At 62.0% G+C, this 12,764-nt stretch carries 11 protein-coding genes; 10 read left to right on the top strand and 1 reads right to left on the bottom strand.

Annotated features, from left to right (window positions below):
- Window positions 1-52: 52 nt before the first annotated feature.
- From bamA to O3299_RS04815, 9 genes are all read left to right on the top strand, one after another.
- Entirely contained in the window at window positions 53-2,389 is a 2,337-nt protein-coding gene (gene bamA / locus O3299_RS04775; RefSeq protein WP_099664327.1) for an outer membrane protein assembly factor BamA, read from the top strand.
- Window positions 2,390-2,440: 51 nt separating this feature from the next.
- On the top strand, window positions 2,441-2,959 hold the full coding sequence (locus tag O3299_RS04780; protein ID WP_077403376.1) for an OmpH family outer membrane protein: 519 nt from the start codon (window positions 2,441-2,443) through the stop codon (window positions 2,957-2,959).
- 70 nt (window positions 2,960-3,029) lie between these two features.
- The gene (gene lpxD, locus O3299_RS04785) at window positions 3,030-4,085 is read left to right on the top strand and encodes a UDP-3-O-(3-hydroxymyristoyl)glucosamine N-acyltransferase (RefSeq protein WP_289898329.1); all 1,056 of its coding nucleotides are present in this window, start codon (window positions 3,030-3,032) and stop codon (window positions 4,083-4,085) included.
- Complete coding sequence (fabZ, locus tag O3299_RS04790; RefSeq protein ID WP_071077748.1) at window positions 4,082-4,576, top strand: 3-hydroxyacyl-ACP dehydratase FabZ; 495 nt, start codon at window positions 4,082-4,084, stop codon at window positions 4,574-4,576. The genes lpxD and fabZ overlap by 4 nt, the downstream gene beginning before the upstream one ends.
- A 1-nt stretch (window position 4,577) precedes the next feature.
- The gene (gene lpxA, locus O3299_RS04795; protein ID WP_034784140.1) at window positions 4,578-5,369 is read left to right on the top strand and encodes an acyl-ACP--UDP-N-acetylglucosamine O-acyltransferase; all 792 of its coding nucleotides are present in this window, start codon (window positions 4,578-4,580) and stop codon (window positions 5,367-5,369) included.
- A complete protein-coding gene (lpxB, locus tag O3299_RS04800) occupies window positions 5,353-6,537 on the top strand; it encodes a lipid-A-disaccharide synthase (protein ID WP_305061617.1) in 1,185 nt (394 codons plus the stop codon). Before lpxA ends, lpxB begins: the two co-directional genes overlap by 17 nt.
- Before the next feature lie 45 nt (window positions 6,538-6,582).
- Window positions 6,583-7,221 carry a ribonuclease HII gene (rnhB, locus tag O3299_RS04805; RefSeq protein WP_305061618.1) on the top strand — a complete coding sequence of 213 codons (639 nt, stop codon included), beginning with the start codon at window positions 6,583-6,585 and terminating at the stop codon, window positions 7,219-7,221.
- The gene (locus O3299_RS04810; RefSeq protein WP_251349116.1) at window positions 7,218-8,003 is read left to right on the top strand and encodes an RNA methyltransferase; all 786 of its coding nucleotides are present in this window, start codon (window positions 7,218-7,220) and stop codon (window positions 8,001-8,003) included. The genes rnhB and O3299_RS04810 overlap by 4 nt, the downstream gene beginning before the upstream one ends.
- An 11-nt stretch (window positions 8,004-8,014) precedes the next feature.
- On the top strand, window positions 8,015-9,217 hold the full coding sequence (locus O3299_RS04815; RefSeq protein WP_305061619.1) for an aminotransferase class V-fold PLP-dependent enzyme: 1,203 nt from the start codon (window positions 8,015-8,017) through the stop codon (window positions 9,215-9,217).
- 35 nt (window positions 9,218-9,252) lie between these two features.
- Here O3299_RS04815 and O3299_RS04820 read toward each other — a convergent pair whose 3' ends face one another.
- Window positions 9,253-10,101, bottom strand: a complete 849-nt coding sequence (locus tag O3299_RS04820; protein ID WP_035818186.1) for a pyruvate, water dikinase regulatory protein — start codon at window positions 10,099-10,101, stop codon at window positions 9,253-9,255.
- 152 nt (window positions 10,102-10,253) lie between these two features.
- Here O3299_RS04820 and ppsA point away from each other — a divergent pair, with 152 nt between their 5' ends.
- Complete coding sequence (ppsA, locus tag O3299_RS04825; RefSeq protein WP_077409088.1) at window positions 10,254-12,686, top strand: phosphoenolpyruvate synthase; 2,433 nt, start codon at window positions 10,254-10,256, stop codon at window positions 12,684-12,686.
- The last annotated feature ends 78 nt before the right edge of the window (window positions 12,687-12,764 follow it).

Consider the following 12,764-nt stretch of genomic DNA (forward strand, 5'->3'; position numbering starts at 1 on the left):
ACAAGCAATCTTTTGTGTATGTTGTCCATTGATTTACCATTGAATAACCCCAATGAAATTACATTCTGCTCGTTTTGCCTTGCCTTCCTTTCGTCGCAGCCTGATCGGCGCCGCCGTCATGGCCATCTGTTCCGGCCACGCGCTGGCCGTCCAGCCATTTACTGTCAAGGACATCCGGGTCGAAGGGATCCAGCGTACCGAAGCGGGCACCGTCTTTGCCTACCTGCCGGTGCGGGTCGGCGAAACGTTCTCCGACGAGAAGAGCGTTGCCGCCATCAAGGCCCTGTATGCGACGGGCATGTTCAAGGATGTGCGCCTGGAAGCCGAGGGCGACGTGCTGGTGGTGCTGGTCGAGGAACGTCCGGCCATCGCTTCCGTGGCATTTACGGGTACCAAGGAATTTGAAAAGGATGTGCTGGTCAAGGCATTGAAGGAAATCGGCGTGGGCGAAGCCAAGATTTTCGACAAGGCATCCGTTGACCGCGCGGAACAGGAACTCAAGCGCCAGTACCTGTCGCATGGCCTGTACGGCGTGAAGATCACCACCACCGTCACGCCGATCGAGCGCAACCGCGTCAACGTGGTGTTCGCCGTCGACGAGGGCGACGTGGCCCGCATCAAGCAGATCAACATCGTCGGCAACAAGGCCTTCACCGACAAGGAACTGCGCGAGCAGCTGGCCCTGAACACGGGCGGCTGGTTCAGCTGGTACACCAAGGCCGATCAATATTCGAAAACCAAGCTGACGGGCGACATCGAGTCGCTCAAGTCCTACTACCTGGACCGCGGCTATATCGAGATGCAGGTCGACTCGACGCAAGTGTCGATCACGCCCGATAAAAAAGACATTTACCTGACGATCAATATCACCGAAGGTGAAAAATACAAGATCGCCGGCACCAAGTTCGAAGGCGAGATGTTCGGTCGCGAAGAAGAGCTGAAAGCCCTGAACCTGATGCGCGAAGGCGAAATCTATTCGGGCGCGCGCCTGACGGCGACGAACAAGCGCATCCAGGACCGCCTGGCCACGTTCGGCTACGCGTTTGCCAACGTCAACGCCAATCCGGAAATCAACCGTGAAAAGCATGAAGTCGGTTTCACCTTCTTCATCGATCCGGGCAAGCGCGTCTACGTGCGCCACATGAATATCGCCGGCAATACCACCACGCGCGATGAAGTCATCCGCCGCGAATTCCGCCAGTTCGAATCGTCCTGGTATGACAGCAACAAGATCAAGCTGTCGCGCGACCGTGTCGACCGTCTGGGCTACTTCAAGGACGTGACCATCGACACGCCGGAAGCGCAGGGCACGACCGACCAGGTCGACGTCAACGTGACGGTGGTGGAAAAACCAACGGGTAACTTCCTGATCGGCGGCGCTTTCTCGCAATCGGAGAAATTCACCCTGTCGGCGTCGATTTCGCAGGCCAACTTTGCCGGTAGCGGCAACACGGTCGGCATTGAACTCAATACCAGCCACTACAGCCGCACGATTGCGTTTTCGCAAACCAATCCGTACTTCACGGACGACGGCATTTCGCGCAGCTTTGAAGTCTACCTGCGGACGACGGAACCGCCAGCGCTGAACATCGGCAGCTACAAGATCAAGCAAACCGGTGGCCGCGTCAGTTTCGGCGTGCCGTTCTCGGAAGTCGACACCGTCTTCTTCGGTATCGGCGGCGAGCGCTCGCGCATCGAGACCGACGTCACCAGCCCGATCCGCTTCAAGCAGTACGTGGTGGACAATGGCGGCCCGTCCGACGGTATCGGTTCGGCCACCACCAATTCCATCCCGCTGACGGCGGCATGGCAGCGCGACAGCCGCGACAGCGCCCTGACGCCATCGATCGGCCGCTACCAGCGCGTCAACCTGGAGGCTGACCTGATCGGCGACCAGAAGTACTTCCGTGCCATCTATGAGCACCAGTACTTCCGTCCGCTGTTCAGCAAGGTCACCCTGGCGCTGAAGGGCGAGATCGATTACGGCCACGGTATCGGCAAGCACGTGTATCCGGTCTTCAAGAACTTCTACGGCGGCGGCATCGGTTCGGTGCGCGGCTATCTGAGTTCCTCGCTGGGCGCGGTTGAACCGAGCACCAACGATGCCCTGGGTGGCGCTTCGCGCTTGATCGGTAACGCGGAACTGCAAATGCCATTCCCCGGTTCGGGCAATGACCGCAGCCTGCGCTGGTTCGGTTTCCTTGACGGCGGCCAGGTCTACCAGGAAGGCGAAAAAATGCGGATTTCGCAATTGCGCTATTCTGCTGGCTTGGGCATCAGCTGGATTTCACCGGTGGGCCCGCTCAAGCTGAGCTATGCCAAGCCGCTGAACGCCAAGCCGACGGACCGCCTGGAGCGCTTCCAGTTCCAGATGGGCACCGGTTTCTAACCGGCCATCTGAAACGGGGCGACAGCTTTTACTTTTTGACCATGGAGTATCATGAACACCGCATCCGCCACCCTGCCCAAGTCCCTTGCCATGATTGCATTGTGCTGGAGTTCGCTGTTGCCGGTGCAGGCGCAGGCTCAGGAGTCGAAGATCGCCTGGATCAGCAGCGAACGTATTTATAACGAATCGAGGCTGGCCAAGCTGGCCAGCGCCAAGCTGGCCGAAGAGTTCCGCTCGCGTGAAAAAGCCGTGCAGGAACTGGCGGCCCGCTTCAAGGTCGCCAACGAAGCCCTGGAAAAGGACATGCCGACCCTGAGCGAGGCGGAGCGCGCCAAGCGCCAGCGCGAGTTTTTCGAGCTGGACAAGGAGCTGCAGCGCCGCCAGCGTGAGTTCCGCGAAGACCTGAGCCAGCGCACGAACGAAGAGCGCAGCGCCATCGCGGAAAAAGCCAACACCATCATCCAGCAGATGGCGCATATCGAAGGATATGACATCGTGCTGCAGGAAGCCCTGTGGGCCAGCCCGCGCATCGACATCACCGACAAGGTCTTGAAGGCGCTGGACAAGTAATCGAAACGGTTTCAAGCCTGCCAGTGCATGCTCTGCGTGCACTGGCAGGCGTATTTATAAAGGTAATCAGATGGGCACTCGACTAGGAGAATTGGTCGAACGCTTCGGCGGGCAATTGGCGGGCGATCCGAACCTGGAAGTCTCAGGCATCGCACCGCTGGCCGACGCCGGCGCTTCGCACATCAGCTTTCTCAGCAATACCAAATTCCGCGCACAGGCGGCCCAGAGCGGCGCTGCGGCGCTGATCCTCACGCCGGCCGACGACGCGCTGATCGGCGACGAGTACGCGGGCGCGCGCATCGTCACACCGAATCCCTATGTGTATTTCGCGCGTGCGGCGCAGTATTTCGCCGCCTTGCACGAAATCAAGGCCCCGGTCGGCATCCACCCGGGCGCCTTTGTCGACGCCAGCGCGCAGGTTGACGCCAGCGCCTCCGTCGGCGCGCATGCGGTGATCGAAGCGGGTGCCGTGATCGGTGCCGGCTGCGTCATCGGGCCTGGCTGCGTGGTGGGGCGCGACGCCGTTATCGGCGCGGGCACGCAGCTGCTGGCCAACGTGACCTTCCATGCGCGCTGCGTGATCGGCCAGCGCGGCATCATCCATTCGGGTGCCGTGATCGGCACCGACGGATTCGGCTTCGCCAACGAAGGCGGCGTGTATATCAAGATTCCGCAGACGGGCAGGGTGGTGATCGGTGACGATGTCGATATCGGCGCCAACACCACCATCGACCGCGGCGCACTGGCCGACACCATCATCGAAGATGGCGTCAAGCTCGATAACCAGATCCAGATCGGCCACAACTGCCGCATCGGCGCGCACACGGCCATGGCCGGCTGCGTCGGCGTGGCCGGCAGCGCCATCATCGGCAAGTACTGCACCTTTGGCGGCGCCGCCATGGTGCTGGGCCACCTGACCATTGCCGACCGCGTCCACGTGGGCTCGGGCAGCATGGTCTCGCGTTCGATCGCGGAGCCGGGGCAGTACACGGGTTTTTATCCGCTGGCCAAGAACGCCGACTGGGAAAAGAGCGCCGCCATCGTGCGCAACCTGTCAAGCATGCGCGAGAAGATCCGCGCGCTTGAAAAAACAATTAAAACACTGACCACGCAAGACGAAAAATGACTACTGAAAAAAAGACCCTCGACATCCTGGCCATCAAATCGCTGCTGCCGCACCGCTATCCGCTGCTGCTGGTTGACCGCGTGCTGGACTGGGAAGCGAACAAAACCATCACCGCCATCAAGAACGTGACGGTCAACGAAGAGTTCTTCCAGGGCCATTTCCCGCACAAGCCGGTCATGCCCGGCGTGCTGATGATCGAAGCGCTGGCGCAAACGGCGGCCTTGCTGTCGTTCCTGTCGATGGGTGTGAAACCGGATGAAAATTCGGTGGTCTACTTCGTCGGCATCGACAATGCGCGCTTCAAGCGTCCTGTCGAACCGGGCGACCAGCTGAAGATGGATGTGGAAATCCTGCGCGTCTCGCGCGGCATCTGGAAATACAAGGCAGTCGGCTCCGTCGACGGCAAAGTGGCGCTGGAAGCGGAACTGATGTGCACCATCCGCAGCGCGCAGGATGCGAGCCAGTCTGCGAGCCAGCCAGCGGGGCAGTGATATGGCGGCCATCCACTCCACGGCAGTGATCGATCCGAAGGCCGAGCTCGACAGCTCGGTCGAGGTGGGTCCGTACACCATTATCGGTCCGCACGTGCGCATCGGCGCCGGCACCAAGGTCGGCCCGCACGTGGTCATCGACGGCCATACGACGATCGGCAGCGACAACCACCTGTTCCAGTTTTCTTCCATCGGCGCGCAGCCGCAGGATAAAAAATGGGCAGGCGAGGCGACGCGCCTGGAAATCGGCGACCGCAACACCATCCGCGAATTCTGCACCTTCAACACGGGTACCGTGCAGGGCGGCGGCGTGACGCGCCTGGGCAACGACAACTGGATTTCGGCATACGTGCACCTGGCGCACGATTGCCTGGTGGGCAACAACACCATCTTTTCGAACAACGCCCAGCTGGCGGGCCACGTGGAGATCGGCGACTGGGTCATCATGAGCGGCTTCGCCAACGTGCACCAGTTCTGCAAGATCGGCGCGCACGCCTTCGTCGGCATGAGCACCAGCCTGACGCAGGACGTGCCACCTTTTGTGTTGTTGAACGGCAATCCGGCGCAGGCGCATGGCGTCAATATCGAGGGCTTGAAACGCCGCGGCTTTACGCGCGAGCAGATCAACGGCATCCGCACCGCGTACAAACTCATTTACCGCTCGGGACTGACCCTGGAAGAATCGAAGGCAGCCCTGTTCGAAGAAGAAGCGGCGTCGTCGCCCGAGGTGGCGCAACACATTCGCGCCATGCGCGAATTCCTTGGCGTGGCCTCGCGTGGCATCGTCCGCTGACCAGGCCAGCGGCCTCGGCGTCGCCAACGTCGCCATCGTCGCCGGCGAGGTGTCGGGCGACCTGCTGGCCAGCCGGCTGCTGTCCGGCCTCGTGCCGCAGCTGCCCGGCACGCGCTTCCACGGTATCGGCGGCGAGCACATGGCCAGGCAGGGCTTTATTTCCGACTGGCCGCTCGACAAGCTGACGGTACGGGGCCTGTTCGAAATCATTCCCCGCTACCGCGAAATCAAGGGCATCCAGAACGCGCTGCGCGACCAGTTGCTGGCCGAGCGTCCCGCCGTCTTCATCGGCGCCGACTATCCCGGCTTCAACCTGGGGCTGGAACAGCAGCTCAAGGAAGGCGGCATCCCCACCGTGCACTACATCGGGCCGCAGATATGGGCCTGGCGCGGTGGGCGCATCAAGAAAATCATCAAGGCCGTCTCGCACATGCTGGTGATCTTCCCGTTCGAGGAAGAGATCTACCGCAAGGCGGGCGTGCCCGTCACCTATGTCGGCCATCCGCTGGCCGAAATGATCCCGTTGCAGCCCGACGAAGCGGCCGCGCGCCGCACCCTGGGCTTGCCGGAAGCCGCGAACGTCGTGACCCTGATGCCGGGGAGCCGCATGGGCGAGCTCAAATACAATACGGTGGCGTTCGTGGCCGCCTGCAAGCTGCTGCTGGCGCGCGACCGCTCCTTGCGTTTCGTCGCGCCCATGGCCGGCGAAAAACAGCGCCAGTACTTTTTGCAGCTGATCCGCGAAGCGGGCCTGCAGGACGTCGAGATACTGCTGACGGATGGCGGCTCGCACACGGCCATCTGCGCCGCCGATGCGGTGCTGGTGGCGTCGGGCACGGCCTCGCTGGAAGTGGCGCTGTACAAGAAACCCATGGTCATCGCCTACAAGATGATGCGCGCCTCGTGGGAAATCATGCGCCACATGGGCTACCAGCCGTGGATCGGTTTGCCCAACATCCTGGCGCGCGATTACCTGGTGCCCGAGCTGCTGCAAAACGCGGCCAGCCCGGAAGCGCTGGCCGAGGCCATGTGGCAGCAGCTGAGCGACGTTCCAGGCCGCCTGCGCCTGGTGCAGCGCTTCACGGACATGCACCACAGCCTGCTGCGCGACAGCGCGCGCGAAAGCGCCAACGCCGTCATGCAAGTCATCGCCGCCAACCGCAAGTAACTCCCGATCACCGCTTCAATCGCAGTACCCAACCAAAGATTCAACGTGAAAAATATCTATCCCGGCCTGTTTGACGACTTGCCATTCTCGCTCGATGAAATCATCTGCGGCGTCGACGAGGCAGGGCGCGGTCCGCTGGCCGGCCCCGTGTTCGCCGCCGCCGTGATCCTCGACCCGAACCAGCCCATCGACGGCTTGCGCGATTCGAAAAGGCTCACCGAAGCCAAACGCGACCTGCTGGCGCCGCAGATCAAGGCCAAGGCCCTCGCCTGGGCCATCGCCGAAGCGTCGGAAGAGGAAATCGACCGCCTGAACATTTTGCAGGCGTCGATGCTGGCCATGCGCCGCGCCGTCGAGGCGTTGGCCACCGTGCCGACCCTGGCCTTGATCGACGGCAACCGCTGCCCCGTGATGCCGATACGCGGCATGGCCATCATCGGCGGCGACGACAAGGTCGATTCGATTTCCGCCGCCTCCATCCTGGCCAAGACGGCGCGCGACGCGGCGCTGGTGCACCTGCATGCGGCCTATCCCGAATACTGCTTCGACCAGCACAAGGGCTATGGCACGAAATTGCACCTGGAGCGCCTGCACCTGCACGGCGCCTCGCCCGTGCACCGCCGTTCGTTCGCGCCCGTGCGCAACGTGATCGCCCTGTTTGGCGGACAGGAGGTGGTGGCATGAAGACGATTACTTCGCGCGACAATGCGCAATACAAGGATTTGCTGAAACTGGCGGGCAGTTCGCAGGCGCGCCGCAAGTCGGGCCGCACCCTGCTCGACGGTGTACACCTGTGCCAGTCCTACCTGCAGCTGCGCGGCATGCCGGAGCAGTGCATCGTCAGCGAAAGCGCCTTGCAGAACCCGGAAGTGGCGGACATCGTCGGCCAGTTGGAAAGCCAGCGCGCGCACGTGCTGGGCTTGCCCGACGCGCTGTATCACGCCGTGAGCCAGGTCGAGCACGGCGTGGGCGTGATGTTCCTCATCGAGACGCCGGAACGGGCCGTCACGCAGCCGCTGAGCGTGTCGGCCGTGCTGCTCGATAACCTGCAAGATCCGGGCAACGTGGGTTCCATCCTGCGCAGCGCGGCGGCCGCCGGCATCACGCAGGTGTATTGCAGCGCCGGCACGGCCTTCTGCTGGTCGCCGAAGGTGCTGCGCGCGGCGATGGGCGCACACTTCGTGCTCGACATCTTTGAAAACGTCGACCTGGCAGCGCTCGTTTCCGGTGCCAAGGTGGCGACGCTCGCCACCAGCGGCTATGCCACGCAGCGATTGTACGACGTCGACCTGCGCCAACCCGTCGCCTGGCTCTTCGGCCATGAAGGGCAGGGCGTCGCCGACGATTTATTGTCGATGGCCACGCACCAGGTGGTCATTCCCCACCTGGGCCAGATCGAATCGCTGAACGTGGCCGCCTGCGCCGCCGTCTGCTTCTTCGAGCAGCTGCGCCAGGGCCAGGCCTGAACAGGGTAGCCATGTCCTTCCCCCTGCTTGCCGACGATGCGGCCCGGGACGAAGCCTGGTGGCGCCAGGTGGCCGCGTTTTATCCTGCGCCGCCGGACGCCATCGTCAATCTCGAACACGGCTATTTCGGCGCCATGGCCGCGCCCGTGCAAGCGGCCTTCGAGCAGGCCGTGCGCTACACCAACGAGCAACTGAGTCCTTTCGTGCGCGGCGAGTTCACGCGCACGCATGTGGATATCCTGCGCCGGCGTGTCGCTGAACTGATCCATGCGGAACCGCACGAAATCCTGCTGACCCGCAGCGGCACCGAGTCCATGCAGGTGCTGATCACGCAATACCAAGGCCTGGCGCCCGGCGATACAGTGCTGTGGAGTAATCTCGACTATCCGGCCATGCGCACGGCCATGCGCTGGCTGGCGCAGCGCCGTGGCGTCACCAGCACGCAAGTCACATTGCGCTTGCCCATCAGCGATGACGAGATCGTCGCCAGTTACGCGCAAGCCATGCGCCAGGCCGTCAAGCCCAAATTGCTGCTGCTGTCGCAGGTGACACCGGCCAACGGCCAGCAACTGCCGGTGCGGGAGATCATGGCGCTGGCGCGCGAACACGGCATCGACGTGCTGCTCGACAGCGCCCATGCGCTGGGGCAGGTCGACGTGGACGTGCAGGCCCTGGGCATCGATTTCGCCGGTTTCAATCTGCACAAATGGCTGGGAGCGCCGGCGGGACTGGGTGTCGTGTATATCCGCGCATCGCAGCTGCACAAGATCGAGCCGCATTTTGGCGACGAGGATTATCCGTTGGATGATATCCGCAGCCGCCTGCACATGGGCATGCCGCCGATCGGCGCCATCCTGGCCGCGCCTGCCGCATTGGATTTCCATGCGCGCCTGGGCGGCACGCCGGTCAAGATGGAGCGCCTGGCCTGGCTGCGCAATTACTGGGTCAGCCGTGCCGCGCAGCTGCCCGGCGTGCGCATGTTGTCGCCGCTCGATGCGAAACGGGGCACGGCACTGGTGGCGTTTGCCGTCGACGGCATGAGCGCGCGCCAGTTGCAGCAAGCCTTGCTACAGCGCTTTGGCATCTTCACGGTGGAACGCAATATCGGGGATACCGACGTCGTGCGCGCCACGGTGGCTATCACCACCACCACCGGTGAACTGGACCGGCTGGTGGCGGCGCTGACGGCACTATCCAGAGAAACGGACACCTGACAAAACCGACGCGCAGCAGGTTTGCTCAGGTGTTCTCAGTATTCGCGGCGGTTCGGCTTAATCTCTTGCAGGATCGTCGTGGAGATCTCTTCGATCGACTTGGTGGTCGACGACAGCCAGCGGATACCCTCGCGTTTCATCATTTTTTCCGCCTCGTTGACCTCGTAACGGCAGTTTTCGATGGCCGCATACTTGCTTCCAGCGCGTCTTTCGTTGCGTATTTCCGACAAACGTTCGGGCGTAATGCTCAATCCGAAAATTTTATTCTTAAATTCCAGTAAGGCCGATGGCAGCTTGTCGCGCTCGAAATCGTCGGGAATGAGCGGATAATTGGCCGCCTTGATGCCGTACTGCATGGCCAGGTACAGGCTGGTCGGGGTCTTGCCAGAGCGCGAAACACCCACCAGAATGACATCGGCCGAGGACAGGTTCTTGTGCGACTGGCCATCGTCGTGCGCCAGCGAATAGTTGATCGCCTCGATGCGGTTCTTGTATTCCTCGCTGTCGACGATGTTGTGCGAACGCCCGATGGTATGGGTCGACATCACGCCAAGTTCCTGCTCCAGCGGGGCGACAAAGGTCTGGATCAGGTCCATGTGCATGCCGCTGGACTTGCGGATCACGGCCGACAGGTCGTTCTTCACCAGGGTCGAGAAAATGATCGGGCGCTGCCCATCGGTGGCGAAGGCTTCGTTGATCTTGCGCGCCGCCTCGTAGGCCTTGTCCATGGTATCGATGAAGGGCAGGCGGATCTGGCGGAAGCGCAGATCGAACTGCGTCAGCACCGAGTGGCCGAACGTCTCGGCGGTGATGCCGGTGCCGTCGGAAACGAAGAAGACGGTACGGGCCGCGGAGGGCAGAGGAGGGCGTGGTTCTTGTGTCATGGGTTTTCGGATCAAGATTGTGCGTCGTCAATTTGCGCCGCACAAGGTAAAATGGCTGCAACGGTATGATTGTGCTGCACGACGCCAAGAATAACAAGAAGACTGTCTGTGCGCCGCGCGTAAAGATTTCTATCATCAGTAAGGGTGTCATTATGACCAACGCAGTATCGCAACAGCAGGAAGACAAGGACGCGGTGTATGTTGCCTCGTTCGAGCATTTGCGCATGACGGATGTCGAATCCGTCGGCGGCAAGAACGCCTCCCTGGGCGAAATGATCAGCCAACTGGCGGAAGCCGGCGTGCGCGTGCCCGGTGGCTTTGCCACCACGGCGCAGGCATTCCGCGATTTCCTGTCATATAGCGCCAACGGCGGCTTGCCGCTGGCCGAACGCATCGCTCAGCGCCTCGAAGGGCTGAACATCGATGACGTGCGCTCGCTGGCGCAAGCCGGCGCCGAGATCCGTCAATGGATCGTGGAAACGCCATTCCAGCCCCGCCTGGCCGCCGAAATCGACCAGTTCTACGCCAAGCTGGTGGCCGATTCCGATACCGAAATGTCGTTTGCCGTGCGTTCCTCGGCCACGGCGGAAGACTTGCCGGACGCGTCTTTTGCTGGTCAGCAAGAAACCTTCCTGAACGTGGTCGGCATCGACAACGTGCTTGAGGCCATGAAGCAGGTGTTCGCGTCGCTGTACAACGATCGCGCCATCTCGTACCGCGTGCACAAGGGCTTTACGCACGCTGAAGTGGCCCTGTCGGCCGGCGTGCAGCGCATGGTACGCTCCGACCTGGGCGCGGCCGGCGTGATGTTTACCATCGACACTGAATCGGGCTTCAAGGACGTGGTCTTCGTCACTTCCAGCTATGGCCTGGGCGAAACCGTGGTGCAGGGCGCCGTCAATCCCGACGAATTCTATGTGCACAAGCCGATGCTGGAAAAAGGCAAGTCGCCTGTGATCCGCCGCAATATCGGCTCGAAACTGCTGAAGATGGAATTCACGAATGAAGCGAAAGCCGGCCGTTCCGTGAAAACCGTCGATGTGCCCGTCGAAATGCGCAACCGCTACTCGCTGAACGACAGCGAAGTGGTGGAACTGGCCAAATACGCCGTCATCATCGAAAACCACTACGGCCGTCCGATGGACATCGAGTGGGGCAAGGATGGCCGCGACGGCAAGCTGTACATCCTGCAGGCGCGTCCTGAAACCGTCAAGTCGCAGCAAAAGGCGACCGACGTGCAAGAGCGCTTCAAGCTGAAAAGCACCGGCACCGTGCTGACCTCCGGCCGCGCCATTGGCCAGAAGATCGGCGCCGGCCCCGTGCGCGTGATCCACGACCCGGCCGACATGGAACGCGTGCAGCCAGGCGACGTGCTCGTTGCCGACATGACGGACCCGAACTGGGAACCGGTCATGAAGCGCGCTTCGGCCATCGTCACCAACCGTGGCGGCCGTACTTGCCACGCGGCAATTATCGCGCGTGAGCTGGGCGTGCCTGCCGTGGTCGGCTGCGGCAACGCCACCGACGTGCTGAAAGACGGCACCTTTGTCACCGTGGTGTGCTCAGAAGGCGACGAAGGCAAGATCTACGATGGCTTGCTGGAAACGGAAGTGTCGGAAGTGTCACGCGGCGAATTGCCGAAGCTCGACACCAAGATCATGCTCAACGTGGGCAATCCGCAGCTGGCGTTCGACTTCCAGTCCGTGCCGAATGCGGGCGTGGGCCTGGCGCGCCTGGAATTCATCATCAATAACAATATTGGTGTGCACCCGCGCGCGATCCTGGAATACCCGAACATCGATGCCGACCTGAAAAAGGCCGTGGAATCGGTGGCGCGCGGCCATGCTTCGCCAAAAGCGTTCTATATCGACAAGCTGGCCGAAGGCATCGCCACCATCGCCGCCGCGTTCTGGCCGAAAAAAGTCATCGTGCGCCTGTCCGACTTCAAGTCGAACGAGTACAAGAAGCTGATCGGCGGTTCGCGCTACGAGCCGGACGAGGAAAACCCGATGCTGGGCTTCCGCGGCGCGGCGCGCTACCTGTCGGCCGACTTCTCCGAAGCGTTCAACATGGAATGCGAAGCGATGAAGCGCGTGCGCAACGACATGGGCCTGACGAACGTGGAAATCATGGTGCCCTTCGTGCGCACCCTGGGCCAGGCCGAGAAAGTCATCGACTTGCTGGCGAAGAATGGCTTGAAGCGCGGCGAGAACGACTTGCGCGTCATCATGATGTGCGAAGTGCCGTCGAACGCCATCCTGGCCGACCAGTTCCTCGACCATTTCGACGGCTTCTCGATCGGTTCGAACGACCTGACCCAGTTGACCCTGGGCCTGGACCGCGATTCCGGCATGGAATTGCTGGCCGCCGACTTCGACGAGCGCGATCCTGCCGTGAAAGCCCTGCTGGCCCTGGCCATCAAGGCTTGCCTGGCACGCGGCAAGTACATCGGCATTTGCGGCCAGGGTCCTTCCGACCATCCGGACTTCGCCGTCTGGCTGATGGAGCAGGGCATCGAATCGATGTCGCTGAACCCGGACTCGGTGATCGACACCTGGCAAAAGCTCGCTGCGCTGAAAGCGTAAGCGTCTTGTCCGCCCTCTGAAAACCCGCTGCCGCTCACCCGGCAGCGGGTTTTTTTATGCCTGCCATGCGGCGCACGC

The sequence above is a fragment of the Janthinobacterium sp. SUN176 genome (assembly GCF_030587335.1).
Lineage (GTDB): Bacteria > Pseudomonadota > Gammaproteobacteria > Burkholderiales > Burkholderiaceae_D > Janthinobacterium > Janthinobacterium kumbetense.

Excerpts from the sequence above, each read along its gene's own strand:
- bamA (WP_099664327.1), top strand. The coding sequence starts at position 53 with ATGAAATTACATTCTGCTCGTTTTGCCTTGCCTTCCTTTCGTCGCAGC.
- O3299_RS04780 (WP_077403376.1), top strand. The coding sequence starts at position 2,441 with ATGAACACCGCATCCGCCACCCTGCCCAAGTCCCTTGCCATGATTGCA.
- lpxD (WP_289898329.1), top strand. The coding sequence starts at position 3,030 with ATGGGCACTCGACTAGGAGAATTGGTCGAACGCTTCGGCGGGCAATTG.
- fabZ (WP_071077748.1), top strand. The coding sequence starts at position 4,082 with ATGACTACTGAAAAAAAGACCCTCGACATCCTGGCCATCAAATCGCTG.
- lpxA (WP_034784140.1), top strand. The coding sequence starts at position 4,578 with ATGGCGGCCATCCACTCCACGGCAGTGATCGATCCGAAGGCCGAGCTC.
- O3299_RS04810 (WP_251349116.1), top strand. The coding sequence starts at position 7,218 with ATGAAGACGATTACTTCGCGCGACAATGCGCAATACAAGGATTTGCTG.
- O3299_RS04815 (WP_305061619.1), top strand. The coding sequence starts at position 8,015 with ATGTCCTTCCCCCTGCTTGCCGACGATGCGGCCCGGGACGAAGCCTGG.
- O3299_RS04820 (WP_035818186.1), bottom strand. The coding sequence starts at position 10,101 with ATGACACAAGAACCACGCCCTCCTCTGCCCTCCGCGGCCCGTACCGTC.
- ppsA (WP_077409088.1), top strand. The coding sequence starts at position 10,254 with ATGACCAACGCAGTATCGCAACAGCAGGAAGACAAGGACGCGGTGTAT.